Origin of the sequence: Helicobacter pylori SA37A, assembly GCF_000476015.1 — a bacterium.
GTDB classification, from domain to species: domain Bacteria; phylum Campylobacterota; class Campylobacteria; order Campylobacterales; family Helicobacteraceae; genus Helicobacter; species Helicobacter pylori_DB.
The window spans coordinates 142,732-169,653 of record NZ_CBOO010000002.1 but is presented as its reverse complement, the minus strand read 5'-3'; the positions used below and the strand labels follow the sequence as shown (position 1 = coordinate 169,653).

The following is a 26,922-nucleotide window of genomic DNA, read 5'->3' as shown; positions in this document are numbered from 1 at the left end:
GAATACCACCGCAAGCTTGCTTTGATTTTAGCCGCTAAAAACAGCGTGTTTGTGCATATAAGAAGAGGGGATTATGTGGGGATTGGCTGTCAGATTGGTATTGATTATCAAAAAAAGGCGCTTGAGTATATGGCAAAGCGCGTGCCAAACATGGAGCTTTTTGTGTTTTGCGAAGACTTAAAATTCACGCAAAATCTTGATCTTGGCTACCCTTTTATGGACATGACCACTAGGGATAAAGAAGAAGAGGCGTATTGGGACATGCTGCTCATGCAATCTTGTCAGCATGGCATTATCGCTAATAGCACTTATAGCTGGTGGGCGGCTTATTTGATAAAAAATCCAGAAAAAATCATTATTGGCCCCAAACACTGGCTTTTTGGGCATGAAAATATCCTTTGTAAGGAATGGGTGAAAATAGAATCCCATTTTGAGGTAAAATCCCAAAAGTATAACGCTTAAAGCGGCTTAAAAAAGGGGCTTATAAGATTTAAATCTTTGATTTTAGATCGTATCTCTTGATAGCGAGCGTCTAATTCTAATTTTCTGTTCATGGATATTTTGATAAATTCGCTTTCTTTTTCTATGCCGATAAATTCCCTTTTCAAAAGATTGGCCGCAATGCCTGTGGTGGAGCTCCCACTAAAAGGATCGCCAATGAGGGAATTTTCATCGCTCGCCATTAAAAGCAAGCGCACCAACAACGCGAGAGGTTTTTGAGTGGGGTGCTTGCCATTAACTTTTTCCCAAGGAGCGATCGCTGGGAAATTCCACACATCACGCATTTGTTTATCGTTATTGATCTTTTTTAAAACCTCATAGTTAAAAACATGCTTGTGTTTGTGGCTTTTTCTCGCCCAAATGATTTGCTCAGCTGAATGCGTCAAATAACGGCAGCTGAAATTGGGAGGAGGGTTGGTTTTTTGCCAAGTGATGAGGTTTAAGATCTTAAAATCCAATTTTTGTAAAATGCGCCCCAAAGAAAAGATATTGTGGTAAGTCCCGCTGATTAAAAGACTCCCTGTATTTTTTAAAGCCTTTTTGGCGTTGTTGATCCACTGGTAATTAAACTCATCAATATCGTTAATCCCATTTTCTTTATCCCAATCGCCTTTATTGACGCTCACGATTTTACCGCTCTGTATGCTTAAGCCGTCATTAGAAAGGAAATAAGGCGGATCGGCAAAAATCAAATCAAAAGCATTTTCAAATTGGGGCAAAACCTCATTGCAATCCCCTTGATAAAGGGTGAAAAGCTGGTCTTGGCTTGTGAATATGGGGCGTGCGATTTCATTAGAATGCGCGATTACCATTTTTGCACCTTTGATATAAAATCATTTACATTGCTCAAATTGTAGATCTCCACAGATTTGTAAGCTTCTTGGAGTTTGCTTTTAGCGTCCAGCCAACCTGTGCCATCGGTTATCCAAATAAATTCGTAATTGGGGAATGCTTCAAATTTTAAAGCTAAGTCTTGATAGGATCTTGCGACTTCATTAAGCTTACTCCCACTAATGGTATAAAAATTAGCTTCTATAAAATAAGTTTTATCTTTACCACAAACAACAAAATCAAATTTTTTAATATCATTTCCAAAAGCTTGGCATAAATCCTCAAATTCTCTAATATCTACTTGTTCTTTAAAATTTAATTGGGCTTGGACAAAAAGACCGCTAAGATGATTTTCCATAGCCTTTCCACTGCGATTTTTTCTTGCATTGCTATCAAGCCCCACTTCTACACCAAAAACAAAATCATTTAAATCTTTAATGTTTCTGTTGCAAAAAATTTGCTCCAACCCCGTTTGACAAATAAACTCATAAACTTTTTCACCATCTTCAAAATAAGAATATAAGGGATAAAAATTACCATTAGCATCACGCACTATATCATCTTTATCCCTCACAGCAATGAGAATATTTAAAACATTAAAAGCTTTGGGGTATTCTTTAAAAAGTGTTTTAATGCAATTTTTAAGTTCTTTTGTATCTTTCCCAAGTAAAAAATTCAAGTGGTTTAAAGCGATACTTATTTCATTTTTATTTTTGAGGCACTTTTGCCAATCGGTGAAAAAATCTAAAGTTCGATTGCTTGTCTTAAGGCTTTCTAAAAAAGTATCAAAAGGCAGATGGTTTTTCATTTTTGCTCCGCTTTAATGTCTTTCTTTAATTATATATTTTTTGTGCTTTACAACCCTTATAGGGTTTAGGCTGGGTGTCTCTCTTCACCCAACCTAAATTTTGTATTTGTAAAATCTGTAAAAGGAGTGTCGTAAAAGGAATGCTTAGAAACTATATGTCTCTCGTTAATACATTCTAAACAAAAAGTTTTTAAAGGCAAAAAGGCTGGCGGACAGGGAGGGATTCGAACCCTCGGTAACCTTGACGGCTACGCATCCTTAGCAGGGATGTGGTTTCAGCCAACTCACCCACCTGTCCTCATTCACAAAGTAGAATTATAGTAAAAATAAGTTAAAATAAACCTTAAATTTTAATGGTTTCTAAACAAAACTAAGGGCTTTTATATTACAATTTTAAATTATGGATTAATAAAATTTAAAGGATAACCATGCAATACGCGCTATTATTTCCAGGGCAAGGCTCGCAGTGTATAGGAATGGGGAAATCGTTCTATGAGAGCCACACCCTAGCTAAAGAATTGTTTGAAAGGGCTTCTAACGCGCTTAAAGTGGATATGAAAAAAACGCTTTTTGAAGAAAACGATCTTTTAAAAGAGAGCGCTTACACCCAGCCTGCTATTTATCTAGTGAGCTATATCGCTTATCAGTTACTCAACAAGCAAGCAAATGGGGGGTTAAAACCCGTTTTCGCTTTAGGGCATTCGCTCGGCGAAGTGAGCGCGGTGTCTTTGAGCGGGGCGTTAGATTTTGAAAAAGCCCTTAAACTCACGCATCAAAGAGGCAAAATGATGCAAGAAGCGTGCCTGAATAAAGATGCATCCATGATGGTCGTTTTGGGCGTTTCTGAAGAAAGCCTTTTAAGCTTGTGTCAAAGAACCAAAAACGTGTGGTGCACGAATTTCAATGGCGGCATGCAAGTGGTTTTAGCCGGGGTTAAAGACGATTTGAAAGCCCTAGAGCCGACTTTAAAGGAAATGGGGGCTAAAAGAGTGGTTTTTTTAGAAATGAGCGTGGCGAGCCATTGCCCTTTTTTAGAGCCTATGATTTTTAAATTCCAGGAATTGCTAGAAAAAAGCCTGAAAGATAAATTCCATTTTGAAATCATCTCCAATGCGACTAATGAAGCGTATCATAACAAAGCGAAAGCCGTTGAATTATTGAGCTTGCAACTCACTCAGCCGGTGCGTTATCAAGACTGCGTGAAATCTAATAACGACCGAGTGGATGTCTTTTTTGAATTAGGCTGTGGGAGCGTGTTAAAGGGGCTTAACAAGCGCTTAAGCAACAAGCCTACCATAAGCGTGGGGGATAATAAAGGGCTTGATGAAGCCATTGAATTTTTAGAAGAATACGTGTGATGGGGAGAAAATGGTGCAAAAAATTGGCATTTTGGGGGCGATGAGAGAAGAAATAACCCCTATTTTAGAATTGTTTGGCGTGGGTTTTGAAGAGATCCCTTTAGGGGGGAATGTTTTCCATAAAGGCGTTTATAATGATAAAGAAATCATTGTCGCTTATAGCAAGATTGGCAAGGTGCATTCCACTTTAACCACAACGAGCATGATTTTAGCGTTTGGCGTTCAAAAGGTGCTTTTTAGTGGGGTGGCTGGAAGCTTGGTTAAAGATTTAAAAATCAATGATTTGTTAGTGGCTACTCAATTAGTCCAGCATGATGTGGATTTGAGCGCGTTTGATCACCCTTTAGGGTTTATCCCCGAAAGCGCGATTTTTATTGAAACGAGCGAAAGTTTGAACGCTTTGGCTAAAAAAGTCGCTAATGAGCAACATATCGCGCTCAAAGAAGGCATCATCGCATCAGGCGATCAGTTTGTGCATAGCAAAGAAAGGAAAGAATTTTTAGTTAGCGAGTTTAAAGCGAGCGCGGTGGAAATGGAGGGGGCGAGCGTGGCGTTTGTGTGCCAAAAATTTGGCGTGCCATGCTGCGTGTTAAGGAGTATTAGCGATAACGCTGATGAGGAAGCTGGCATGAGCTTTGATGCGTTTTTAGAAAAAAGCGCTCAAACTTCAGCGAAATTCTTAAAAAGCATGGTGGATAAGCTTTAAGGTTTGTTTTTATTAAACGCAAACAATTAAAACCCTATTTTTTAAAAAATGGGGGTTTTAAATTTTATTTTAAACTCATTTTATAATTAGAATTTAAGCTATTTTTTAGTAAAATAACAAAGGATTAGGTGTATCTTATCTTATGGATCTAGCTTTTGATTGAAAGCATGGGTTCTTATTTTATGGAGTGTCCAATGAAAAAGAAAGCTAACGAAGAAAAAGCCCCCAAAAGAGCTAAACAGGAAGCCAAAGCAGAAGCCACACAAGAAGTCGCACAAGAAAATAAAACTAAGGAAAACAATAAAGCCAAAGAGAGCAAAATTAAAGAAGCCAAAACCAAAGAAAGCAAAATCAAAGAAGCTAAAGCGAAAGAACCTATTCCTGTTAAAAAGCTTAGTTTTAATGAAGCGTTAGAAGAATTGTTCGCTAATTCCTTAAGCGATTGCGTTTCTTATGAGTCTATCATTCAAATCAGCGCAAAAGTCCCCACTCTAGCCCAAGTCAAGAAAATCAAAGAATTGTGCCAAAAATACCAAAAGAAATTAGTCAGCTCTTCAGAATACGCTAAAAAACTCAATGCGATTGACAAGATTAAAAACACCGAAGAAAAGCAAAAAGTTTTAGATGAAGAATTAGAAGATGGCTATGACTTTTTGAAAGAAAAGGATTTTTTAGAGTGGAGCAGAAGCGATAGCCCGGTGCGCATGTATTTGCGTGAAATGGGGGATATAAAACTTTTAAGCAAAGATGAAGAGATTGAATTGAGCAAGCAAATCCGCTTGGGCGAAGACATTATTTTAGACGCGATTTGCTCGGTGCCGTATTTGATTGATTTTATTTATGCGTATAAAGACGCTTTAATCAATCGTGAACGAAGGGTTAAAGAGCTTTTCAGGAGCTTTGATGATGACGATGAAAATAGCGTGAGCGATTCTAAAAAAGATGACGACAGCGAAGAATATGAAGAAAACGAAGAAAGGAAAAAAGTCGTTTCCGAAAAAGACAAGAAGCGCGTAGAAAAGGTTCAAGAAAGCTTTAAAGCCCTAGATAAGGCTAAAAAAGAATGGCTCAAAGCCCTTGAAGCCCCTGTAGATGAAAAAGAAGACGAGTTAGTGCGTTCATTGACCCTAGCTTACAAACGCCAAATACTCAAAGACAGACTCTATGATTTAGAGCCTACCAGCAAACTGATTAATGAATTAGTCAAAACGATGGAGACCACTTTAAAAAGCGGCGATGGGTTTGAAAAAGAGTTGAAACGCTTGGAATACAAATTGCCCTTATTCAATGACACTCTCATCGCTAACCATAAAAAAATCCTCGCTAATATCACTAACATGACTAAAGAAGATATTATCGCTCAAGTGCCAGAAGCGACCATGGTGAGCGTGTATATGGATCTCAAAAAACTCTTTTTGACTAAAGAAGCGAGCGAAGAAGGCTTTGATTTAGCCCCTAACAAGCTAAAAGAAATTTTAGAGCAAATCAAAAGAGGGAAATTGATTTCCGATCGCGCTAAAGACAAAATGGCTAAATCCAATTTAAGATTAGTGGTGAGCATCGCTAAACGATTCACGAGCAGAGGCTTACCCTTCTTGGATTTGATTCAAGAGGGCAATATCGGCTTGATGAAGGCGGTGGATAAGTTTGAACATGAAAAGGGCTTCAAGTTTTCTACCTATGCGACCTGGTGGATCAAGCAAGCCATCAGCAGAGCCATAGCCGATCAAGCCCGCACTATCCGCATCCCCATTCACATGATTGACACGATTAATCGCATCAACAAAGTCATGCGCAAACACATTCAAGAAACCGGCAAAGAGCCTGATTTAGAAGTGGTGGCTGAAGAAGTGGGGCTTTCGTTAGATAAAGTGAAGAATGTGATTAAGGTTACTAAAGAGCCTATCAGTTTGGAAACCCCAGTCGGCAATGATGATGATGGCAAATTTGGGGATTTCGTGGAAGATAAAAATATCGTTAGTTCCATTGATCACATCATGCGAGAAGATTTAAAAGCCCAGATTGAAAGCGTTTTGGATCAGTTGAATGAGCGAGAAAAAGCGGTGATCCGCATGCGTTTTGGGCTTTTAGACGATGAAAGCGATCGAACTTTAGAAGAAATTGGCAAGGAATTGAATGTTACTAGAGAAAGGGTGCGCCAGATTGAAAGCTCTGCGATCAAAAAATTGAGAAGCCCGCAATACGGGCGCATTTTAAGAAACTATTTGCGCATTTGATGTTAAGGTTCTCTAAAGCATGCGTTATTTTCTTGTAGTTTTCTTGTTTTTGTTTGTGGGTTGCATGAAAAAGGATTTCACGCTCAAAGATTTATCCTTGCCCCAAGAGGCTTCAAGCTATCTTGCAAGCTCTCAAAATGGCAGTCATAATAACCAAAGCATTGACCCCCAAGCGTTAAGAGAAAACCTGAAAGAGAGCTACCTCAAAGCGTGGTATTCCCCATGGCTAGATGCGAAAATCAAAAGCAATAAAAAAGAAGTGTTTTGGATCCTCAAAGAGATGAATAAATCCACCGGTTATGGCGAAGATCTAAAACCCAACGCAAAAGCTTTCAATGACGAGCTTATTAAAAGCATGGATATTGAGCATTACCCAAGCGTTAAAATTAAGGCCGTTGTGGTGCGAGATAGCGATGTGAGGGCTGTGCCTACTAACAAACCTTATTACCTTTCTCCAAAAGGCTATCCTTTTGACAGGTATCAAAATTCGCTGATTTTTCAAGGCACGCCGGTTTTGATCACGCATTTTAACACGGATAAAACTTACGCCCACATTCAAAGCAGTTTTGTTTATGGTTGGATCAAAGTTAGCGATTTAGCCTACATGCATGATAAAGACATAGAGCTTTTAACCCATCTTAAAGATTATGTCATGCCTATAAAAGATAAAATCCCCCTTTATACAGACTATGGGGATTTTTACACCAACGCCAGAGTGGGCGAATTGTTCGCTCTCATCCCCCAAGGTCAAAACGCATCTCAAAAACCCCAAAAAAAGAATTGAAAGCCTATGGTTTTTTGAGAGACGCTAAGGGCTATGCAACTTTACAAAGCGTGATCTTAGATGAAAAGGATTTTTTTGTTTTCCCTAAGGCTTTTAACAGCGAGAACATGGCGTATTTTATAGACACCATGCTAGGGCAAAAATACGGTTGGGGGGGGCTATTAGGTAATAGGGATTGCTCGGCTTTCACTAGGGATAGTTTCGCTAATTTTGGTATTTTGCTCCCCAGAAATTCCTACGCGCAAAGCCGTTACGCGAACAATTATGTGGATTTAAGCTCCATGAAAGCTAAAGAAAAAGAAGATTACATCCTTAAAAACGCCACGCCTTTTGGAACGCTCATCTATTTAAAAGGGCATATCATGCTCTATTTAGGCACATACAACCATCAAGCGATAGTCGCTCACAGCATTTGGTCGGTGCAAACCCAAAAGCATTTTAAAACCTTGAGCCATAAAATAGGGGGCGTGGTGATCACTTCATTATGGTTAGCCGAAGAACATAATGGGGCGTTTTCTAAAAAGAAATTATTGATTGACAGGGTGCTTGGAATGAGCGATTTGAAAGATTTTGTCAATAAAACTTCAAGCCCTTTGAATACGAATTGATTTTCTTATATTATGATTACGATTTATCAATTTAAAACATTTGGAGAAAGACAATGAGTATGGAATTTGATGCCGTTATTATTGGAGGTGGGGTTTCAGGGTGCGCGACCTTTTATACTTTGAGCGAATACAGCTCTTTAAAACGCGTGGCTATCGTGGAAAAATGCTCTAAATTAGCTCAAATCAGCTCTAGCGCTAAGGCTAATTCACAAACTATTCATGATGGCTCTATTGAAACAAATTACACTCCCGAAAAAGCTAAAAAAGTGCGTTTGAGCGCTTATAAGACTAGGCAATACGCTTTGAATAAAGGCTTGCAAAATGAAGTGATTTTTGAAACCCAGAAAATGGCTATAGGCGTGGGCGATGAAGAATGCGAGTTCATGAAAAAACGCTACGAATCCTTTAAAGAAATCTTTGTGGGGCTAGAAGAATTTGACAAGCAAAAGATTAAAGAATTAGAGCCTAATGTGATTTTAGGGGCTAATGGGATAGACAGGCATGAAAACATTATCGGGCATGGGTATAGGAAGGATTGGAGCACCATGAATTTTGCGAAGTTGAGTGAAAACTTCGTTGAAGAAGCCCTAAAATTAAAGCCTAACAACCAGGTGTTTTTGAATTTCAAAGTGAAAAAGATTGAAAAACGCAACGACACTTACGCCGTAATTTCAGAAGACGCTGAAGAAGTGTATGCTAAATTCGTGCTAGTCAATGCCGGCTCTTACGCTTTGCCTTTGGCTCAGAGCATGGGCTATGGCTTGGATTTAGGGTGCTTGCCTGTGGCGGGTAGCTTTTATTTTGTGCCGGATTTATTAAGGGGCAAGGTTTATACCGTTCAAAACCCCAAACTCCCTTTTGCAGCCGTGCATGGCGACCCTGATGCCGTCATTAAAGGAAAAACACGAATCGGGCCTACCGCTTTAACGATGCCTAAATTAGAGCGCAACAAATGCTGGTTCAAGGGCATTAGCTTGGAATTGTTGAAAATGGATTTGAATAAAGATGTGTTTAAAATCGCGTTTGATTTGATGAGCGATAAAGAAATCCGTAATTATGTGTTTAAAAACATGGTTTTTGAATTGCCCATTATCGGTAAAAGGAAATTTTTAAAAGACGCTCAAAAAATCATCCCCTCTCTTAGCCTAGAAGATTTAGAATACGCTCATGGTTTTGGCGAAGTGCGCCCGCAAGTTTTAGACAGAACCAAGCGAAAACTGGAATTAGGCGAAAAAAAGATTTGCACCCATAAAGGCATCACTTTTAACATGACTCCTTCTCCAGGCGCGACGAGTTGCTTGCAAAACGCCCTTGTGGATTCCCAAGAAATCGCTGCGTATTTGGGCGAGAGCTTTGAATTAGAACGCTTTTATAAAGATTTATCCCCAGAAGAATTGGAAAATTAAAAACGCATGCAAAACGAACAAGAAGCCCGAGAAATCGCTAAAAAAGCCGTTCAAATCGTGTTTTTTTTAGGGATTGTGGTGGTGCTTTTGATGATGATAAACCTTTACATGCTCATCAATCAAATCAACGCGAGCGCTAAAATGAGCCAACAAATCAAAAAGATAGAAGAAAGGCTTAATCAAGGGCAAAAATAAAGGCTTTGGCCTATTAAGCATGAGTAACAAAATTAAAAAAGCTCAAAGGCATTTTTTTAAAATAAATACAATAAAAGAGCTTGCGAAAAGCAAGTGATAGTCTCTTTAAAAGCAGTCTTTTGGGGTTAGGGGGTTTTTAGTTGGGGTTGTAGGGGGAGAGTTATTGTAAAATACCTCCCTATCCCCTTAAGAAAATGGGTTTTACTTAAGAAATGAGTTTTACCATAAAATCAAAAGCAATCAAACAATTTTTTTAAAAAACCTTATTTTTAAACTTTAAACTTTCCTTAAATTCAGCAGTATTTAAGCTTATTTCCTTATAATGAGTGCTTTAATTTTATCAAAGGATTCTTATGACAAAGACTGCTAAAGTCAATGACATCGTTCGTGATTGGGTCGTTTTAGACGCTAAAGACAAAGTTTTTGGCCGCTTGATCACTGAAATCGCTGTGCTTTTAAGAGGCAAACACCGCCCTTTTTACACCCCTAATGTGGATTGTGGGGATTTTGTGGTGGTTATCAACGCTAATAAGGTTAAATTTTCAGGCATGAAATTAGAGGATAAAGAGTATTTTACCCATTCAGGCTATTTTGGCAGTACTAAGAGCAAGACTCTCCAAGAAATGCTAGAAAAAACCCCTGAAAAGCTCTACCACTTAGCCGTTAGGGGCATGCTCCCTAAAACGAAATTAGGGAAAGCGATGATCAAAAAACTCAAAGTTTATCGTGATGATAAGCACCCTCACACCGCACAAACTAGCAAAAAGGACGCTAAATGAGAAAAATCTATGCTACCGGTAAAAGAAAAACCGCTATCGCTAAAGTGTGGCTCACTCCGGGTAAAGGCGAATTGAGTATCAATGAACAAAGCCTGAATCAGTGGTTAGGCGGGCATGAAGCCATTAAAATGAAAGTCATGCAGCCCTTGCTTTTAACCAAACAAGAGCAATCTGTGGATATTAAAGCGGTGGTTTTTGGTGGGGGCTACTCAGCGCAAGCAGAAGCCTTAAGGCATGGCATTTCTAAAGCTTTGAACGCTTATGATATTGCTTTTAGAGCCATTTTAAAACCTAAGGGCTTGCTCACTAGGGATTCAAGAGTGGTTGAACGCAAAAAATATGGTAAAAGAAAGGCCAGAAGAAGCCCGCAATTCTCCAAAAGGTAATTTTTATTTCTTTAGCTCTTCTTTGGGGGAGCTTTGGAGGGCTTTGGCTCTCTTTTATTTTCTGCTTTTTTTCTCTCTTATTTTATTAAAATTTCAAAATAATGTATAATAATCGTTCTCTATCAATTCGTTTTAAAAGGGCAAAGGGAATGAAATCTACAAGAATTGGTTCTAAAATCGTCATGATGGTGTGTGCGGTCGTTATTGTCATTAGCGCTGTTATGGGCGTTATTATCAGCTACAAGGTTGAAAGCGTGTTGCAAAGCCAAGCCACAGAATTGTTGCAAAAAAAGGCTCAGTTAGTCAGTTTTAAAATTCAAGGCATCATTAAACGCATTTTTATTGGCGCTAATACCCTTGAAAAATTTTTAAGCGATGAAAATAGTGCTATCAACGACACCCTAAAAAGGCGCATGCTCTCTGAGTTTTTGCTGGCAAACCCTCATGTGTTATTGGTTAGCGCAATTTATACGAATAATAATGAACGAATTATCACTGCCATGAACATGGATTCAAAAATCGCCTACCCTAATACCACACTCAATGAGAGCATGATCAATCAAATCCATTCGCTCAAAAGTATAACCCGTTCAGATCCCTATTATAAAGAGGTTAATGGCGATAAAATCTATGGCATGGATATTACCCTCCCTTTAAAGGATAAAAATCAAAATGTGATAGGCGTGCTGAATTTCTTTTTAAACATTGACACTTTTTATACCGATGTAATAGGCCAAAAAAAGAGCAACACCTTTTTAATGGGGAAAGATGGCAGGCTTTTAATCAACCCTAATCGTGAGATCCAAGATAAGATTTTAAGTGCTATCAATCCGGATAGAAGAGTCGCTAAAGCTGTGGAGTATTATGACAAAAACGAAGCGGGCACTTTGAGCTACCATTCATTGAGCGGGAATACAGAAACCTTTTTAGCCATACAGCCCTTTGATTTTTTTGAAGAAAAAGGGAATAACGGCAATCATTGGCGTTGGGCGATTGGGAAATATGTCAATAAATCTTTAGTCTTTAAAGAAGCGACAAACACCAAATTCATTATTATCACCACTTTGATTTTAGGCGTGCTGGTGTTAGCCTTTTTAGTCTTTATCATCGTTTCTAGCCTCATAACAAAACGCATCAGTAGGGTCAATAACACCCTAAATGATTTTTTCAACTTGCTCAATAACCCCAAAAATAACCATGCCATAAGCCTAACGCCCCCAAGCGCTTATGATGAAATCGGGCAAATGCAAGCTTCCATTAATGAAAATATCCTTAAAACCCAAGAAAACATTCAAGCCGATAATAAAGCCATTCAAAACAGCATTGAAGTGGCTAATTTTGTGGAAAGTGGGGATTTCACGCAAGAAATCGCATGCGTGCCTAAAAATAAAGATTTGCAAGCTTTAAGAAACACGATTAATAGCATTATCCAGTATTTTCGTAACCAAATTGGTGCCAATATTGAATCCCTAAATAACGCCCTAGAGCATTATAAAAACCTGGATTTCACCCACCACATCCAAAACCCTAAAGCCAACATGGAAAAAGCGCTCAACACTTTAGGGCAGGAAATTTCTAGCATGCTTAAAGCTTCTTTAGGGTTTGCGAACGCGCTCAATCATGAATCCAAAGATTTAAAAACTTGCGTGGATAATTTGACCAAAACCGCCCACAAGCAAGAAAGAAGCCTGAAAAACACCACCCAATCCTTAGAAGAAATCACTAATGTTATTACAACAATTGATTCTAAAAGCCAAGAGATGATCTCTCAAGGCGAAGACATTAAAAGCGTGGTGGATATGATTAGAGACATCGCTGATCAAACGAATTTATTAGCCCTAAACGCCGCTATTGAAGCCGCAAGAGCCGGCGAGCATGGCAGAGGCTTTGCGGTGGTGGCTGATGAAGTGAGGAAGCTCGCTGAAAGGACGCAAAAATCCCTCAGCGAGATTGAAGCCAATATTAATATTTTAGTTCAAAGCATCGCCGATAACGCTGAGTCTATTAAAATGCAAAATAAGGGCGTAGAAAACATCCACAACTCCATTAACGCTTTGCAACAAGATGTGCAGGATAATTTGACTATCGCTAATTATTCTTTACAAGCCAGCACTAAAATTGATGGGATCTCCCAAGATATTTTAGAAGATGTGAGCAAGAAGAAATTTTGATTTCTGCTTTTAATTTTGAGCGTCTAAAATGTGGAACCGCCCCCTTTTTCTAAAGCAAGGGGTTTTTTTAACTAAAGCACCCTAACGAACGCTAATATAAAAGGCTCTTTAAAGCCTGCATGGACATTTTCTAGCCTAAAAAGACTAGAGGTATTTTGTTAGCTTGAATATAGCCTAAGCGCTTACATCTTGCACCCTAAAGGACGGAGTTTTTTGCGCTAGTTTGATGATAAAAAGCTTTGGTTGGATTTTAAAAAGCGTTCTTAAGGGGAGTTGGTTGGGGGTTAAAGGGGTATTCATCGCAAAATATCCCCCCCTATTACCTTAAAGGAATCATTTTTACTATAAATAAAAATATTCCTTAAAGTTTTGGCTATCACTCTTTGATATTGGGGTTAATCTCAATTCCCCATATCGCCCATATCCCCCATGTCTCCCATATCGCCACCCATATCGTCGTTCATGTCCCCCATATCGCCCATGTCATCGTTGCCATTACCCATGTCGTCGTTCATATCGTTCGCGTTGTTCATGTCATCGCCCATGTCGTTGCCGTTGCTCATGTCGTCATTAGCGTTACCCGCATCATCGTTGCCGTTGTTCATGTTGCTCATATCATCAGTGTTACCGGTATCCGTATTGCCGGTGTCCGTATTGCCGGTATCGGTGTTGTTCATATCGCCGGTATTGTTGCCGCTAGCATCTTTATCATCAGTGGGGGTGTCGTTTGCGTTGCCGGTGTCAGTGGTGTTAGTGTCCATGTGATCATCGTTGTGATCATCGTTGGTGGCGTTATTAGGGTTTATGAGCGCGTTACTCCCTTGATCTTTGCTGTCATTTGCATGGGTGTTGTCCATGTTGTTAATAGGCGTTTGTTGTATAGGTTGTTGCATAGGGTTACTCATCGCATCATTCAAATCGTCTCTATCATCGCCATCAATTTTCAAACTCCCGTCTAAATAATTCCCCACCACATCGCTGCTATGGCTTAATTGTTGCACGCTGTCTAGGGCTTTATCCACTTGGGCTTGTTGCTCGCTTGAAAGCCCTTTTTGATCTTTTAAGTCGTTGTCTAGTTGGTTCAAGTTATTGTCTAGCTTGTCTCTCACTTCCATAGCTTTATTGATAACTGAATCAATCTTATTAGGGCTCGCCCCATCTTGCTTCATTTCTTTGATTTGCCCCACTAAATGGTTAAGCTCTTTGGCTTGAGAAGTTATCGCATCCACGCTTTTAGTGGGCATGGCTTTGGTGTGGAAAAGCGAATTATCTTTGAGCATGCGGCTGTTGTCTAAATTGACTAAAGCGCTATTCAAGCGGTTGGTTTGAATGCCTTTGCTGAATTTGGGATCACGATAAAAGCTCATGAGATTTGCCTGCTGTAAGGATTTATCGTCCTTATCGTCTCTGTCATCATCAGTAGGCGTATCAAGTTGGTCAGTAGAAGCGTCATGGTCTAAAATCTCTTCTTGATCGAGCGCATACATGTAATTTTCTAACATCAAGTAATCTTGAACTTGCATCATGAAAAACATGTTGGGGTAGAACCCATACATGCCATCATAAAAGTCATAAAAATCATACATGCCCATACCATACATGCCCATTCCATACATGCCATACATGCCGTAATAAGGGCTATAATAAGAGTTGTAATAGTTGTTGTTTCTGTAATAAGGGCTTTGAGCCTTTTCATTCTCTTGTTGTTTTTTAAGATACGCCCCTACCACGCTCAAATCAGCGAGCATTTTTTGAGCCGTTTTTTGATCTTTTAAAGAAATGCCTAAGGGGATATAAATACCGGTGCGGTAACTATAAAAAGAATCCCTAGCGATGATTTTAAGGCAATATTTCAAATTCTTTTGCAATTTTAGGGCCTGCCTCAAACGCACATGCGCTCTTAAATTCCCCAATATACCGGAGTTAAAGCGCATTTTTTCCACTAGAGCGCTGAATTTTTTCGCATCGCCATTAGCCGCATTGATATAGTTTAAAGCCGTAGCTCCCCACTCTTTGGTGCTGCTTTTATAACCCCCAAAATCCACTATTTTTGGCGTTAATTCCCCTTTTAATTGCGAATCTTTTAAATCAAACAACGCCCTATTCACGCTGATAGCGTTTAAACTGAGTGTCATTATAAAAAGTATTTTTATAGCTTTCATTGATAACCTTAAAAAATATCTCTTGCGAGCATTATAGACTATTTTTAGAAATCAAAATGACTTTTGAAAACAAGCCAAAGTAAAAAATAAAACCTAAAAAACAAAAGGTTCTGTTTTAAGCGCTTCTTTAGTTTTAAAAAACCCTCTCTCTAAACAAAAACCTAACCCCCAACAAAACAAACACCGCAAAAAAAGAAAAAAGAAACCAACAGAGAGAAAACCCTCTATTGGAAAGAAGAGAAAGGCTTAGAAGTTGATCATGTAGTTGAAATAGATAGAGAAGTTCCTTTTATAGAACACATCTACTGATCCATCTACACCCCTTTCTTTATAGAATTGGTTGGTAAATAAAGGCAATTTAAAGCCCACTTCAATCCCGCTGTGTTTAGAAAAATTGCTCCTAAAACCAAATTCCACAGGCATTTGGAAATAGCTTGTGTTCATGCTCGCTGAACAGCCTGCCGTGTTGTTGCAAATGTGCATTTGAGATTTCAAGTAGCTCTCTCCTTGAACGATAAACGAATCCCCTCCTAATCCAAAGCCCACGAACAACCCTGCTGTGTTATAGCCCTCTTTATTTTCATAGAAGTTATAGAGCGCATCAAAGCCCACGCCATAAGTGAAGTTATTCACTTGAGACGCACCCTCCATGATTCCAAGCTGGCTCCCCACAAAGCTTAAATTCGCATGGTTATAGCTGTAGTATCCATAAGATCTAAAGCCAAAGCGTTTGGTTTTGCCAAAGAACCACTTATACCCTGCCATCGCATCTACCCCATACATTTGCCCGTAATTATTGGTGTTGATCACTCTTAGCGTGTAGGTTGCTTGGGCTTGAGCGACAGCGGTTTGAATGTTTTTATACACATTCATAAAAGCGTCTTTTTGAGCCATTAGATTGTTTTTTAGCGCGCTTAAGAAATTGATGGCATCTGTTGTCGTTGTGCCACTACCGGTAGTCGCAAGCGTAACGGCTTGCGTTTTTTGCGTATCAGCCGTAGCAAGATCGGACAAAGCCATATCCACTTGATTGATAGCTTTATCTAACGCGCCCACAACCGCATTAGATCCGTTTGTCAATTGCCCAATCGTCGCGCTAGAAGAATCTAAATAGCCTTTTAAAGTGTTTTGAGCACTTTCTAATGCGCTAAACGCACTGCTTAGCCCTTGAGCGTTGGAAATCACACTGCTTAAATCGGTGCTGCTATTCAAAAGGTTGCCAATCGCTGCGCTCTGTTGAGACATGGTTTCTACCCCACTTAAAGTGGTGTTCATACCACTCACGCTCACGCTCTTAAGATTATTAACCGTAGTGGTGTCTTTAACTAGCTGGCTTGCCACGCTACTAGCGCTTGGTGTGCCACTTGTTTCATCTTTTTTAGCTGGTGGGGTTGGTGTGCTACCGCTACCTTGTGCAAAACCGCTGTCTTTGCCACCGCCTTGTATAGGACCGGTGGAGAGTTGTGATTTATTATCTTCTTTTTTACTATCCTTTTCTTTTCCCTTATCCTTTTCAGCATAATTACCAAAAACATGAGATGGTTTTTGCAATGCTGCGTAGGTTTGTAAATCGGTAGCGTTCATGCTCCCTAAAAGCACGCCACTAGCCGCCAAAGAGACAAAGCCTAATTTTTTGAATGACTTTTTCATAACTTCTTTCTTATTTTTTCATCCAGCTTGCGCTTGGATTGACTTTAGTGTCCGGTTTAGAAGCGCTTTGCGTTTCTTGGGCTGGAGCTGTTTGATTGCTGCCAAACATTGAAGTGTCTATCGGGGTGTTATTGTTAGCGCCTGAGGTGCGGGTGGTGTTTTGGTTTTCTAAATTAGAATATTGAAACCCCCCTCCTAAAAACGCACCGCTTTTTTCTGCCATAGACACACTAAAGGCTAATGCCATACCTAAAAAAACTTTTTTCATTTAAAACTCCTTAATGTGAGAAATCCTAAGGATTTCTTTTTTTATTGCATTCATGCTATGGCGCAAAAATATAGGGAGCTATCAAAATTTGAGAGTTGTCCTCATACATTCGCTTCCACAGAATACAATCCGCTCTTATAGTAAGCTTTGGAGTTATATCACAAAAAAGTGAATTTTTCGTTAAGAATAGGTTAAATAAATCGTTTTATTTTTTAAAAATGTATTTATATATAAAAATATATATAAAGAATTTAAAATTATATTTAACTATATTTTATTGAAGCTCTTGCGCTGTTTTTGTGTGGGGCGAAAATTTAGAGCTTTTAGGGTTTTTGGTCGTAGCGGGTGGCTATCGTGATAAGGCTATAATAATATCAATTAAAAAAGGCTTGGGTGTTTTATCGCTTTGTTTTATCGTTTTAGTAATGGTCTTATTCAAACTGGCTTTGAGCATGAGCGATTAAAGGGTTGATCACTTCATCTAAATTCCCTGAAAGCATGATTTCTTCTAAACTATACAGAGTTAAATTGATTCTATGCTCGCTCAAGCGGTTTTGCGGGTAATTGTAGGTGCGGATCCTTTCGCTCCTGTCCCCACTACCCACTTGCTCCTTTCGGTCTTTGGCATTAGCGAGCTGTTGCTCTTCAATTTGTTTTTCATAAAGACGCGCTTTTAAGATTTTTAGGGCTTTATCCTTGTTTTTATGCTGGGATTTTTCATCTTGCATGCTCACGCTGATATTGGTGGGGAGATGCGTGATGCGCACCGCAGAGTCTGTAGTATTGACGCATTGCCCCCCATGCCCGCCAGCGCGAAACACTTCAATCTTTAAATCGCTAGGGTTGAGGGTAACTTCCACATCATCCACTTCAGGCATGATCGCTACCGTGATAGCGGAAGTGTGGATGCGTCCTTGAGATTCTGTCTCGGGGACTCTTTGGACTCGATGCGTGCCTGCTTCAAATTTGAGCCTTGAATACACGCCCTTGCCCTTAATCAAAACGATGATTTCTTTATAGCCCCCTACGCTGTTTTCGCTAGAGCTTACTATCTCTACTTTCCACTTTTTCAAATCCGCATAACGGCAATACGCCTTAAACAAATCCCCTACAAAAATGCCCGCTTCATCGCCCCCTGTGCCGGCCCTTAACTCTAAATAAATGTTTTTATCGTCATTAGGATCTTTAGGAATAAGGAGTTGCTTAATGGCAGTTTCTAACTCGCTTTTTTGGATTTCTAAAATTTTTAACTCTTCTTTAGCCAGTTCGCTCAATTCCTTGTCTTCTAAAAGCTCTTTATTTTCTCTGATATTCTCTAAAACGCTCAAATACTCCTTACTCGCTACAGAGATTTCTTCAATGGAGCTTTGCTCTTTGCTCAATTCGGTGAGTTTTTTAATGTCGCTAACCACTTCAGTGCTAGAGAGTAAGGCTGTGAGTTCGTCGTATCGTTTGAGAATGGAAGAAAGCTTTTCGGCTAAAATAGACATGCGAGACTACCTATCAATAAAAAGATATATAAAAAGACGCAACAATCTAAAAAACGCAAAACTTAAAAAGAAGCTCAATAATAAAAACCCGTTACTGAGCTAAAGAAGTCAAAAACGCCCTAAAACTAAGCGAGAGCGATTTTTTTCACTGAAGCGTTAAGCCTTGAGACTTTCCTAGAAGCAGTGTTTTTCTTTAAAATCCCTTTGCTAACAAATTTATGCAACTCTTTATTAGCGATTTTCAAACGCTCTTGAGCTTTTGCTACATCATTGACAGCAACGGCTTCACGCACGGCCTTAATGATATTTTTAACTTTAGTTTTATAGAACCTGTTGCGTTCGGTTCTTTTAATGGTTTGTCTGATTCGCTTTTCTGCGGACTTATGATTTGCCATAGCCTTGTTTTAATCCCTTTGTAATGTAAAATTTGGCATAATTCTATCTAAAAATTGATTAAAAATAGTTTAAAAGGTATTTTATAACGATGAAAATTTTTGGGACTGATGGCGTGAGGGGTAAAGCAGGGGTGAAACTCACCCCCATGTTTGTGATGCGTTTAGGCATTGCTGCCGGATTGTATTTTAAAAAACATTCTCAAACGAATAAAATTTTAATCGGTAAAGACACCAGAAAAAGCGGCTACATGGTAGAAAACGCTTTAGTGAGCGCTCTCACTTCCATAGGCTATAATGTGATCCAAATAGGGCCTATGCCTACCCCTGCGATCGCGTTTTTAACCGAAGACATGCGCTGCGATGCGGGTATTATGATAAGCGCGAGCCACAACCCTTTTGAAGACAACGGCATTAAATTTTTCAATTCTTATGGCTATAAGCTTAAAGAAGAAGAAGAAAAAGCGATTGAAGAAATCTTTCATGATGAAGGATTACTGCATTCCAGTTATAAAGTGGGCGAGAGCGTCGGTAGCGCTAAAAGGATAGACGATGTCATAGGGCGCTATATCGTGCATTTAAAACACTCTTTCCCCAAACATTTGAATTTACAGAGTTTAAGGATCGTGCTAGATACCGCTAATGGCGCGGCTTATAAGGTGGCTCCAGTCGTTTTTAGCGAGCTTGGGGCTGATGTGTTAGTGATTAATGATGAGCCTAATGGGTGTAACATTAATGAGCAATGCGGGGCTTTACACCCTAACCAATTGAGCCATGAAGTGAAAAAATACCGCGCGGATCTGGGCTTTGCTTTTGATGGCGATGCCGATAGGCTAGTGGTGGTGGATAATTTAGGGAATATCGTGCATGGGGACAAGCTTTTAGGGGTGTTAGGGGTTTATCAAAAATCTAAAAACGCCCTTTCTTCTCAAGCAATTGTCGCCACAAACATGAGCAATTTAGCCCTTAAAGAATACTTAAAATCCCAAGATTTAGAATTGAAGCATTGCGCGATTGGGGATAAGTTTGTGAGCGAATGCATGCAATTAAATAAAGCCAATTTTGGAGGCGAACAAAGCGGGCATATTATTTTTAGCGATTACGCTAAAACCGGCGATGGCTTGGTGTGCGCTTTGCAAGTGAGTGCGCTTGTGTTAGAAAGTAAGCAAGTGAGCTCTGTTGCGTTAAACCCCTTTGAATTATACCCCCAAAGCCTAGCGAATTTGAATGTCCAAAAAAAGCCTCCTTTAGAAAGCCTGAAAGGTTATAGCGCTCTTTTAAAAGAATTAGACCAACTAGAAATCCGCCATTTGATCCGTTATAGCGGCACTGAAAACAAATTGCGAATCCTTTTAGAAGCTAAAGACGAAAAACTTTTAGAATCCAAAATGCAAGAATTAAAAGAGTTTTTTGAAGGGCATTTGTGCTAAACACCACCCAACAAAGCCTGTTGGTTTTTATGGGGGTTTTTTTCCTTATTTTTGGTGCAGATCAAGCGATTAAATACGCTATTTTAGAGGGGTTTCGCTATGAAAGTTTGATGGTAGATATTGTTTTAGTGTTCAATAAAGGCGTGGCGTTTTCCTTGCTCAGTTTTTTAGAGGGGGGTTTGAAATACTTGCAAATCCTTTTGATTTTAGGGCTTTTTATCTTTTTAATGCGCCAAAAGGAGCTTTTTAAAAGCCATGCCATAGAGTTTGGCATGGTGTTTGGCGCTGGGGTCTCTAATGTTTTAGACCGGTTTGTGCATGGGGGCGTGGTGGATTATGTGTATTATCATTATGGGTTTGATTTTGCCATTTTTAATTTCGCTGATGCCATGATAGATGTGGGCGTGGGCGTTTTATTGTTAAGACAATTCTTTTTTAAGCAAAAACAAAACAAAATTAAGGCATAATTGCCCTTTTTAAATAAAGGTCGCGTAGCTCAGTTGGTAGAGCACTACCTTGACATGGTAGTGGCCGCTGGTTCAAGTCCAGTCGTGGCCACCATTATCACTCCAATTTTAATTCTCATTTTTTTTGCGAGTTTTTGATTTTTATAAATTCTAAAGGGGTATTAAACGCGCTTCTAATAACGCTTTTATAGCGCTTCAAAAATATAACACTAATTTATTTTAAATAATAATTAGTTAATGAACGCTTCTGTTAATCTTAGTAAATCAAAACATTGCTACAATTACTCCAACCTTGATTGCGTTATGTCTTCAAGGAAAAACACTTTAAGAATAGGAGAATGAGATGAAACTCACCCCAAAAGAGTTAGATAAGTTGATGCTCCACTACGCTGGAGAATTAGCTAGGAAACGCAAAGAAAAAGGCATTAAGCTTAACTATGTGGAAGCAGTAGCTTTGATTAGTGCCCATATTATGGAAGAAGCGAGAGCTGGTAAAAAGACTGCGGCTGAATTGATGCAAGAAGGGCGCACTCTTTTAAAACCGGATGATGTGATGGATGGTGTGGCGAGCATGATTCATGAAGTGGGTATTGAAGCGATGTTTCCTGATGGGACCAAACTCGTAACCGTGCATACCCCTATTGAGGCCAATGGTAAATTAGTTCCTGGTGAGTTGTTCTTAAAAAATGAAGACATCACTATCAACGAAGGCAAAAAAGCCGTTAGCGTGAAAGTTAAAAATGTTGGCGACAGACCGGTTCAAATCGGCTCACACTTCCATTTCTTTGAAGTGAATAGATGCCTAGACTTTGACAGAGAAAAAACTTTCGGTAAACGCTTAGACATTGCGAGCGGGACAGCGGTAAGGTTTGAGCCTGGCGAAGAAAAATCCGTAGAATTGATTGACATTGGCGGTAACAGGAGAATCTTTGGATTTAACGCATTGGTTGATAGGCAAGCAGACAACGAAAGCAAAAAAATTGCTTTACACAGAGCTAAAGAGCGTGGTTTTCATGGCGCTAAAAGCGATGACAACTATGTAAAAACAATTAAGGAGTAAGAAATGAAAAAGATTAGCAGAAAAGAATATGTTTCTATGTATGGCCCTACTACAGGCGATAAAGTGAGATTGGGCGATACAGACTTGATCGCTGAAGTAGAACATGACTACACCATTTATGGCGAAGAGCTTAAATTCGGTGGCGGTAAAACCCTAAGAGAAGGCATGAGCCAATCTAACAACCCTAGCAAAGAAGAACTAGATCTAATCATCACTAACGCTTTAGTCGTGGATTACACCGGTATTTATAAAGCGGATATTGGTATTAAAGACGGCAAAATCGCTGGCATTGGTAAAGGCGGTAACAAAGACATGCAAGATGGCGTTAAAAACAATCTTAGCGTGGGTCCTGCTACTGAAGCCTTAGCCGGTGAAGGTTTGATCGTAACTGCTGGTGGTATTGATACACACATCCACTTCATTTCACCCCAACAAATCCCTACAGCTTTTGCAAGCGGTGTAACAACCATGATTGGTGGCGGAACTGGTCCTGCTGATGGCACTAATGCGACTACTATCACTCCAGGTAGAAGAAATTTAAAATGGATGCTCAGAGCGGCTGAAGAATATTCTATGAACTTAGGTTTCTTAGCTAAAGGTAACGCTTCTAACGATGCGAGCTTAGCGGATCAAATTGAAGCCGGTGCGATTGGCTTTAAAATCCACGAAGACTGGGGCACCACTCCTTCTGCAATCAATCATGCGTTAGATGTTGCGGACAAATACGATGTGCAAGTCGCTATCCACACAGACACTTTGAATGAAGCTGGTTGTGTAGAAGACACTATGGCAGCTATTGCTGGGCGCACTATGCACACTTTCCACACTGAAGGTGCTGGCGGCGGACACGCTCCTGATATTATTAAAGTGGCCGGTGAACACAACATTCTACCCGCTTCCACTAACCCCACTATCCCTTTCACCGTGAATACAGAAGCCGAACACATGGACATGCTTATGGTGTGCCACCACTTGGATAAAAGCATTAAAGAAGATGTTCAGTTCGCTGATTCAAGGATCCGCCCTCAAACTATTGCGGCTGAAGACACTTTGCATGACATGGGGATTTTCTCCATCACCAGTTCTGACTCTCAAGCGATGGGTCGTGTGGGTGAAGTCATCACTAGGACTTGGCAAACAGCTGACAAAAACAAAAAAGAATTTGGCCGCTTGAAAGAAGAAAAAGGCGATAACGACAATTTTAGGATCAAACGCTACTTGTCTAAATACACCATTAACCCAGCGATCGCTCATGGGATTAGCGAGTATGTAGGTTCTGTAGAAGTGGGCAAAGTGGCTGACTTGGTATTGTGGAGTCCAGCATTCTTTGGCGTGAAACCCAACATGATCATCAAAGGCGGATTCATTGCGTTAAGTCAAATGGGCGATGCGAACGCTTCTATCCCTACCCCACAACCGGTTTATTACAGAGAAATGTTCGCTCACCATGGTAAAGCTAAATACGATGCAAACATCACTTTTGTGTCCCAAGCGGCTTATGACAAAGGCATTAAAGAAGAATTAGGGCTTGAAAGACAAGTGTTGCCGGTAAAAAATTGCAGAAACATCACCAAAAAAGACATGCAATTCAACGACACTACCGCTCACATTGAAGTCAATCCTGAAACTTACCATGTGTTCGTGGATGGCAAAGAAGTAACTTCTAAACCAGCCAATAAAGTGAGCTTGGCGCAACTCTTTAGCATTTTCTAGGATTTTTTAGGAGCAACGCTCCTTAAATCCTTAGTTTTTAGCTCTCTGATTTTTTGTTTATCAAAAAATTGGGGGCTTTTTTTTGTTTTTATTTTTTGTCAATTTACTATTTTTCTTTATGATTAGCTCAAGCAACAAAAGTTATTCGTAAGGTGCGTTTGTTGTAAAAATTTTTGTTTGGAAGGAAAAGGCAATGCTAGGACTTGTATTGTTATATGTTGGGATTGTTTTAATCAGCAACGGGATTTGCGGATTAACCAAAGTCGATCCTAAAAGCACTGCGGTGATGAACTTTTTTGTGGGTGGGCTTTCCATTGTTTGTAATGTGGTGGTCATCACTTATTCCGCACTCCACCCTACAGCCCCTGTAGAAGGTGCCGAAGATATTGCTCAAGTATCGCACCATTTGACTAGTTTCTATGGGCCAGCGACTGGGTTATTGTTTGGTTTTACCTACTTGTATGCGGCTATCAACCACACTTTTGGTTTGGATTGGAGGCCTTATTCTTGGTATAGCTTATTCGTAGCGATCAACACTGTTCCTGCTGCGATTTTATCCCACTATAGCGATATGCTTGATGACCACAAAGTGTTAGGCATCACTGAAGGCGATTGGTGGGCAATCATATGGTTGGCTTGGGGTGTTTTGTGGCTTACTGCTTTCATTGAAAACATCTTGAAAATCCCTTTAGGGAAATTCACTCCATGGCTTGCTATCATTGAGGGTATTTTAACCGCTTGGATCCCTGCTTGGTTACTCTTTATCCAACACTGGGTGTGAGATGATCATAGAGCGTTTAGTTGGCAATCTAAGGGATTTAAACCCCTTGGATTTCAGCGTGGATTATGTGGATTTGGAATGGTTTGAAACGAGGAAAAAAATCGCTCGTTTTAAAACCAGGCAAGGCAAAGACATAGCCATACGCCTTAAAGACGCTCCCAAGTTGGGTCTCTCTCAAGGGGATATTTTATTTAAAGAAGAGAAGGAAATTATCGCCGTTAATATCTTGGATTCTGAAGTCATTCACATCCAAGCCAAGAGCGTGGCAGAAGTAGCAAAAATATGCTATGAAATAGGAAACCGCCATGCGGCTTTATACTATGGCGAGTCTCAATTTGAATTTAAAACACCATTTGAAAAGCCCACGCTAGCGTTATTAGAAAAGCTAGGGGTTCAAAATCGTGTTTTAAGTTCAAAACTGGATTCCAAAGAACGCTTAACCGTGAGCATGCCCCATAGTGAGCCTAATTTTAAGGTCTCACTAGCGAGCGATTTTAAAGTGGTCATGAAATAAATAGAAAAGAAATAGAAAAATAACAGAATGGATAAAGGAAAGAGCGTGAAAAGCACTAAAAAAAGCGTGGGTACGCCCCCAAAAACCCCAAAGACAGACAACAATGCTCATGTGGATAATGAATTTCTGATTCTGCAAGTCAATGATGCGGTGTTCCCTATTGGATCTTACACGCATTCTTTTGGGCTAGAAACTTACATCCAGCAAAAAAAGGTTACTGATAAAGAAAGTGCTTTAAAATATTTAAAAGCCAATCTCTCTAGCCAGTTCCTTTACACGGAAATGCTGAGTTTGAAACTCACCTATGAAAGCACCCTCCAACAAGATTTAAAAAAAATTTTAGGGGTTGAAGAAATGATTAGGCTATCCACAAGCCCCATGGAATTACGATTAGCCAATCAAAAGCTAGGCAATCGTTTCATTAAAACCCTACAAGCCATGAACGAATTAGACATGGGTGCATTTTTTAACGCTTACGCTCAACAAACAAAAGATCCCACCCATGCCACTAGCTATGGCGTTTTTGCGGCGAGTTTGAACATTGAATTGAAAAAGGCTTTAAGGCATTATCTTTATGCACAAACTTCTAACATGGTGATCAACTGCGTTAAAAGCGTCCCACTATCTCAAAACGACGGGCAAAAAATCTTATTGAGCTTGCAAAGCCCTTTCAACCAGCTCATAGAAAAAACCCTAGAACTAGACGAAAGCCACCTGTGTGCGGCAAGCGTTCAAAACGACATTAAGGCGATGCAGCATGAGAGTTTATACTCGCGCCTTTATATGTCTTGAATTTTAATCTCAAATTGAAAGGAATTTTATGGTAAAAATTGGAGTTTGTGGTCCTGTAGGAAGCGGTAAAACCGCCTTGATTGAAGCTTTAACGCGCCACATGTCAAAAGATTATGACATGGCGGTTATCACTAATGATATTTACACTAAAGAAGACGCGGAGTTTATGTGTAAAAATTCGGTGATGCCACGAGAGAGGATCATTGGAGTAGAAACCGGGGGCTGTCCGCACACCGCTATTAGAGAAGACGCTTCTATGAATTTAGAAGCCGTAGAAGAAATGCATGGCCGTTTCCCTAATTTGGAATTGCTTTTGATTGAAAGCGGAGGCGATAACCTTTCAGCGACTTTCAACCCAGAGCTAGCGGACTTTACGATTTTTGTGATTGATGTGGCTGAGGGCGATAAAATCCCTAGGAAAGGCGGTCCAGGAATCACGCGCTCAGACTTGCTTGTCATCAATAAAATTGACTTAGCCCCCTATGTGGGAGCGGACTTGAAAGTCATGGAAAGGGATTCTAAAAAAATGCGCGGCGAAAAGCCCTTTATTTTTACGAATATCCGCGCTAAAGAAGGCCTAGATGATGTGATCGCATGGATTAAGCGCAACGCTTTATTGGAAGATTGATGAACACTTACGCTCAAGAATCCAAGCTCAGGTTAAAAACCAAAATAGGGGCTGATGGGCGGTGCGTGATTGAAGACAATTTTTTCACGCCCCCCTTTAAGCTCATGGCGCCCTTTTACCCTAAAGACGATTTGGCTGAAATCATGCTTTTAGCGGTAAGCCCTGGCTTAATGAAAGGCGATGCACAAGATGTGCAATTAAGCATCGGTCCAAATTGCAAGCTAAGGATCACTTCGCAATCCTTTGAAAAAATCCATAACACTGAAGACGGGTTTGCCAGCAGAGACATGCATATCGTTGTGGGGGAAAACGCTTTTTTAGACTTTGCGCCTTTCCCGTTAATCCCCTTTGAAAACGCGCATTTTAAGGGCAACACCACGATTTCTTTACGCTCTAGCTCTCAATTGCTTTATAGTGAAATCATTGTCGCTGGGCGAGTGGCGCGCAATGAGTTGTTCCAATTCAACCGCTTGCACACCAAAATCGCTATTTTACAAGATGAGAAACCCATCTATTATGATAATACGATTTTAGATCCCAAAACCACCGACATGAATAACATGTGCATGTTTGATGGCTATACGCATTATTTGAATCTGGTGCTTGTCAATTGCCCCATAGAGCTGTCTGGTGCGCGAGGATTGATTGAAGAGAGCGAAGGAGTGGATGGAGCAGTGAGTGAAATCGCTAGTTCTCATTTATGCCTAAAAGCTTTAGCGAAAGGCTCAGAACCCTTGTTGCATTTAAGAGAAAAAATCGCTCGCTTGGTTACGCAAACCACCACGCAAAAGGTTTGAAAGCGCTT

General features: G+C 39.9%; 26 protein-coding genes, 2 tRNA genes and 1 pseudogene. 20 read left to right on the top strand and 9 right to left on the bottom strand.

Annotated features, from left to right (window positions below; all coding sequences use genetic code 11):
• Positions 1 to 21: 21 nt before the first annotated feature.
• Entirely contained in the window at positions 22 to 462 is a 441-nt protein-coding gene (gene futC1, locus QT76_RS01880) for an alpha-(1,2)-fucosyltransferase FutC1 (protein ID WP_033616387.1), read from the top strand.
• Here the strand turns inward: futC1 and QT76_RS01875 are convergent.
• The 3 genes from QT76_RS01875 to QT76_RS01865 form a co-directional block, all read right to left on the bottom strand.
• Positions 459 to 1,313, bottom strand: a complete 855-nt coding sequence (locus QT76_RS01875; protein ID WP_033616350.1) for a DNA-methyltransferase — start codon at positions 1,311 to 1,313, stop codon at positions 459 to 461. The genes futC1 and QT76_RS01875 overlap by 4 nt on opposite strands.
• Positions 1,307 to 2,140, bottom strand: coding sequence for a type II restriction endonuclease (locus QT76_RS01870; RefSeq protein WP_033616349.1), 834 nt, complete (start codon positions 2,138 to 2,140; stop codon positions 1,307 to 1,309). The genes QT76_RS01875 and QT76_RS01870 overlap by 7 nt, the downstream gene beginning before the upstream one ends.
• Positions 2,141 to 2,346: 206 nt before the next feature.
• Positions 2,347 to 2,438 (bottom strand) — tRNA-Ser (locus QT76_RS01865).
• A gap of 130 nt (positions 2,439 to 2,568) precedes the next feature.
• On the opposite strand from QT76_RS01865, the gene fabD reads away from it, so the two are divergent.
• The 9 genes and pseudogenes from fabD to tlpC all read left to right on the top strand — a co-directional run bounded on the left by fabD (position 2,569) and on the right by tlpC (position 12,770).
• Entirely contained in the window at positions 2,569 to 3,498 is a 930-nt protein-coding gene (fabD, locus tag QT76_RS01860; RefSeq protein WP_033616348.1) for an ACP S-malonyltransferase, read from the top strand.
• 10 nt (positions 3,499 to 3,508) lie between these two features.
• A complete protein-coding gene (locus QT76_RS01855; protein ID WP_033616347.1) occupies positions 3,509 to 4,204 on the top strand; it encodes a 5'-methylthioadenosine/adenosylhomocysteine nucleosidase in 696 nt (231 codons plus the stop codon).
• 167 nt (positions 4,205 to 4,371) lie between these two features.
• A complete protein-coding gene (gene rpoD, locus QT76_RS01850; protein ID WP_195741858.1) occupies positions 4,372 to 6,441 on the top strand; it encodes an RNA polymerase sigma factor RpoD in 2,070 nt (689 codons plus the stop codon).
• A gap of 19 nt (positions 6,442 to 6,460) precedes the next feature.
• Positions 6,461 to 7,833 (top strand): annotated as a pseudogene (locus QT76_RS01845) (SH3 domain-containing C40 family peptidase).
• A gap of 53 nt (positions 7,834 to 7,886) precedes the next feature.
• Positions 7,887 to 9,239, top strand: a complete 1,353-nt coding sequence (locus tag QT76_RS01840; RefSeq protein ID WP_033616345.1) for an FAD-dependent oxidoreductase — start codon at positions 7,887 to 7,889, stop codon at positions 9,237 to 9,239.
• A 6-nt stretch (positions 9,240 to 9,245) separates the two neighbouring features.
• A complete protein-coding gene (locus tag QT76_RS01835; RefSeq protein ID WP_001178798.1) occupies positions 9,246 to 9,434 on the top strand; it encodes a DUF5408 family protein in 189 nt (62 codons plus the stop codon).
• Between the two features lie 353 nt (positions 9,435 to 9,787).
• Positions 9,788 to 10,213 (top strand): 50S ribosomal protein L13, encoded by a 426-nt coding sequence (gene rplM, locus QT76_RS01830; RefSeq protein WP_000167675.1) that lies wholly within the window; start codon positions 9,788 to 9,790, stop codon positions 10,211 to 10,213.
• A complete protein-coding gene (gene rpsI, locus QT76_RS01825; RefSeq protein WP_001227269.1) occupies positions 10,210 to 10,599 on the top strand; it encodes a 30S ribosomal protein S9 in 390 nt (129 codons plus the stop codon). Before rplM ends, rpsI begins: the two co-directional genes overlap by 4 nt.
• A 149-nt stretch (positions 10,600 to 10,748) precedes the next feature.
• Complete coding sequence (gene tlpC / locus QT76_RS01820; protein ID WP_033616344.1) at positions 10,749 to 12,770, top strand: methyl-accepting chemotaxis protein TlpC; 2,022 nt, start codon at positions 10,749 to 10,751, stop codon at positions 12,768 to 12,770.
• Positions 12,771 to 12,944: 174 nt separating this feature from the next.
• Here tlpC and QT76_RS08595 read toward each other — a convergent pair whose 3' ends face one another.
• The 6 genes from QT76_RS08595 to rpsT form a co-directional block, all read right to left on the bottom strand.
• Complete coding sequence (locus QT76_RS08595) at positions 12,945 to 13,070, bottom strand: hypothetical protein (RefSeq protein ID WP_001875994.1); 126 nt, start codon at positions 13,068 to 13,070, stop codon at positions 12,945 to 12,947.
• Positions 13,071 to 13,171: 101 nt separating this feature from the next.
• Positions 13,172 to 14,932, bottom strand: coding sequence for a hypothetical protein (locus QT76_RS01815; RefSeq protein ID WP_033616343.1), 1,761 nt, complete (start codon positions 14,930 to 14,932; stop codon positions 13,172 to 13,174).
• A 246-nt stretch (positions 14,933 to 15,178) separates the two neighbouring features.
• Complete coding sequence (locus QT76_RS01810) at positions 15,179 to 16,582, bottom strand: outer membrane protein (RefSeq protein WP_033616342.1); 1,404 nt, start codon at positions 16,580 to 16,582, stop codon at positions 15,179 to 15,181.
• Between the two features lie 10 nt (positions 16,583 to 16,592).
• The gene (locus tag QT76_RS01805; RefSeq protein WP_033616341.1) at positions 16,593 to 16,850 is read right to left on the bottom strand and encodes a hypothetical protein; all 258 of its coding nucleotides are present in this window, start codon (positions 16,848 to 16,850) and stop codon (positions 16,593 to 16,595) included.
• Positions 16,851 to 17,281: 431 nt separating this feature from the next.
• Positions 17,282 to 18,340: a peptide chain release factor 1 gene (prfA, locus tag QT76_RS01800; RefSeq protein WP_033616340.1), complete on the bottom strand. Its 1,059-nt coding sequence runs from the start codon at positions 18,338 to 18,340 to the stop codon at positions 17,282 to 17,284.
• A gap of 125 nt (positions 18,341 to 18,465) precedes the next feature.
• The gene (gene rpsT, locus QT76_RS01795; RefSeq protein ID WP_001273632.1) at positions 18,466 to 18,735 is read right to left on the bottom strand and encodes a 30S ribosomal protein S20; all 270 of its coding nucleotides are present in this window, start codon (positions 18,733 to 18,735) and stop codon (positions 18,466 to 18,468) included.
• An 89-nt stretch (positions 18,736 to 18,824) separates the two neighbouring features.
• Between rpsT and glmM the strand changes: the two genes are divergently transcribed.
• From glmM to QT76_RS01745, 10 genes are all read left to right on the top strand, one after another.
• Entirely contained in the window at positions 18,825 to 20,162 is a 1,338-nt protein-coding gene (glmM, locus tag QT76_RS01790; RefSeq protein ID WP_033616339.1) for a phosphoglucosamine mutase, read from the top strand.
• On the top strand, positions 20,156 to 20,629 hold the full coding sequence (gene lspA / locus QT76_RS01785) for a signal peptidase II (protein ID WP_033616338.1): 474 nt from the start codon (positions 20,156 to 20,158) through the stop codon (positions 20,627 to 20,629). The genes glmM and lspA overlap by 7 nt, the downstream gene beginning before the upstream one ends.
• Before the next feature lie 18 nt (positions 20,630 to 20,647).
• Positions 20,648 to 20,723, top strand: a tRNA-Val gene (locus tag QT76_RS01780).
• 249 nt (positions 20,724 to 20,972) lie between these two features.
• Entirely contained in the window at positions 20,973 to 21,689 is a 717-nt protein-coding gene (gene ureA, locus QT76_RS01775; RefSeq protein ID WP_000779233.1) for an urease subunit alpha, read from the top strand.
• A gap of 3 nt (positions 21,690 to 21,692) precedes the next feature.
• A complete protein-coding gene (gene ureB / locus QT76_RS01770; protein WP_033616337.1) occupies positions 21,693 to 23,402 on the top strand; it encodes an urease subunit beta in 1,710 nt (569 codons plus the stop codon).
• A gap of 193 nt (positions 23,403 to 23,595) precedes the next feature.
• Entirely contained in the window at positions 23,596 to 24,183 is a 588-nt protein-coding gene (gene ureI / locus QT76_RS01765) for an acid-activated urea channel protein UreI (RefSeq protein WP_000901267.1), read from the top strand.
• A 1-nt stretch (position 24,184) separates the two neighbouring features.
• Complete coding sequence (gene ureE, locus QT76_RS01760; protein WP_000583100.1) at positions 24,185 to 24,697, top strand: urease accessory protein UreE; 513 nt, start codon at positions 24,185 to 24,187, stop codon at positions 24,695 to 24,697.
• A gap of 27 nt (positions 24,698 to 24,724) precedes the next feature.
• Positions 24,725 to 25,489, top strand: coding sequence for an urease accessory protein UreF (locus QT76_RS01755; RefSeq protein ID WP_050578744.1), 765 nt, complete (start codon positions 24,725 to 24,727; stop codon positions 25,487 to 25,489).
• A 28-nt stretch (positions 25,490 to 25,517) separates the two neighbouring features.
• On the top strand, positions 25,518 to 26,117 hold the full coding sequence (ureG, locus tag QT76_RS01750; protein ID WP_000238762.1) for an urease accessory protein UreG: 600 nt from the start codon (positions 25,518 to 25,520) through the stop codon (positions 26,115 to 26,117).
• Positions 26,117 to 26,914, top strand: coding sequence for an urease accessory protein UreD (locus QT76_RS01745; protein ID WP_033616336.1), 798 nt, complete (start codon positions 26,117 to 26,119; stop codon positions 26,912 to 26,914). The genes ureG and QT76_RS01745 overlap by 1 nt, the downstream gene beginning before the upstream one ends.
• The last annotated feature ends 8 nt before the right edge of the window (positions 26,915 to 26,922 follow it).

Bases quoted from the DNA above. Each gene is read 5' to 3' on its own strand.
- ureB (WP_033616337.1), top strand. From the start codon at position 21,693: ATGAAAAAGATTAGCAGAAAAGAATATGTTTCTATGTATGGCCCTACT.
- ureE (WP_000583100.1), top strand. From the start codon at position 24,185: ATGATCATAGAGCGTTTAGTTGGCAATCTAAGGGATTTAAACCCCTTG.
- tlpC (WP_033616344.1), top strand. From the start codon at position 10,749: ATGAAATCTACAAGAATTGGTTCTAAAATCGTCATGATGGTGTGTGCG.
- QT76_RS01870 (WP_033616349.1), bottom strand. From the start codon at position 2,140: ATGAAAAACCATCTGCCTTTTGATACTTTTTTAGAAAGCCTTAAGACA.
- QT76_RS01805 (WP_033616341.1), bottom strand. From the start codon at position 16,850: ATGAAAAAAGTTTTTTTAGGTATGGCATTAGCCTTTAGTGTGTCTATG.
- ureA (WP_000779233.1), top strand. From the start codon at position 20,973: ATGAAACTCACCCCAAAAGAGTTAGATAAGTTGATGCTCCACTACGCT.
- prfA (WP_033616340.1), bottom strand. From the start codon at position 18,340: ATGTCTATTTTAGCCGAAAAGCTTTCTTCCATTCTCAAACGATACGAC.
- QT76_RS01810 (WP_033616342.1), bottom strand. From the start codon at position 16,582: ATGAAAAAGTCATTCAAAAAATTAGGCTTTGTCTCTTTGGCGGCTAGT.
- ureG (WP_000238762.1), top strand. From the start codon at position 25,518: ATGGTAAAAATTGGAGTTTGTGGTCCTGTAGGAAGCGGTAAAACCGCC.
- QT76_RS08595 (WP_001875994.1), bottom strand. From the start codon at position 13,070: ATGAATACCCCTTTAACCCCCAACCAACTCCCCTTAAGAACGCTTTTT.
- rpsT (WP_001273632.1), bottom strand. From the start codon at position 18,735: ATGGCAAATCATAAGTCCGCAGAAAAGCGAATCAGACAAACCATTAAA.
- ureI (WP_000901267.1), top strand. From the start codon at position 23,596: ATGCTAGGACTTGTATTGTTATATGTTGGGATTGTTTTAATCAGCAAC.
- rplM (WP_000167675.1), top strand. From the start codon at position 9,788: ATGACAAAGACTGCTAAAGTCAATGACATCGTTCGTGATTGGGTCGTT.
- QT76_RS01875 (WP_033616350.1), bottom strand. From the start codon at position 1,313: ATGGTAATCGCGCATTCTAATGAAATCGCACGCCCCATATTCACAAGC.
- rpoD (WP_195741858.1), top strand. From the start codon at position 4,372: ATGGGTTCTTATTTTATGGAGTGTCCAATGAAAAAGAAAGCTAACGAA.
- QT76_RS01745 (WP_033616336.1), top strand. From the start codon at position 26,117: ATGAACACTTACGCTCAAGAATCCAAGCTCAGGTTAAAAACCAAAATA.
- fabD (WP_033616348.1), top strand. From the start codon at position 2,569: ATGCAATACGCGCTATTATTTCCAGGGCAAGGCTCGCAGTGTATAGGA.
- QT76_RS01840 (WP_033616345.1), top strand. From the start codon at position 7,887: ATGAGTATGGAATTTGATGCCGTTATTATTGGAGGTGGGGTTTCAGGG.
- glmM (WP_033616339.1), top strand. From the start codon at position 18,825: ATGAAAATTTTTGGGACTGATGGCGTGAGGGGTAAAGCAGGGGTGAAA.
- QT76_RS01755 (WP_050578744.1), top strand. From the start codon at position 24,725: ATGGATAAAGGAAAGAGCGTGAAAAGCACTAAAAAAAGCGTGGGTACG.
- QT76_RS01855 (WP_033616347.1), top strand. From the start codon at position 3,509: ATGGTGCAAAAAATTGGCATTTTGGGGGCGATGAGAGAAGAAATAACC.
- QT76_RS01835 (WP_001178798.1), top strand. From the start codon at position 9,246: ATGCAAAACGAACAAGAAGCCCGAGAAATCGCTAAAAAAGCCGTTCAA.
- QT76_RS01815 (WP_033616343.1), bottom strand. From the start codon at position 14,932: ATGAAAGCTATAAAAATACTTTTTATAATGACACTCAGTTTAAACGCT.
- rpsI (WP_001227269.1), top strand. From the start codon at position 10,210: ATGAGAAAAATCTATGCTACCGGTAAAAGAAAAACCGCTATCGCTAAA.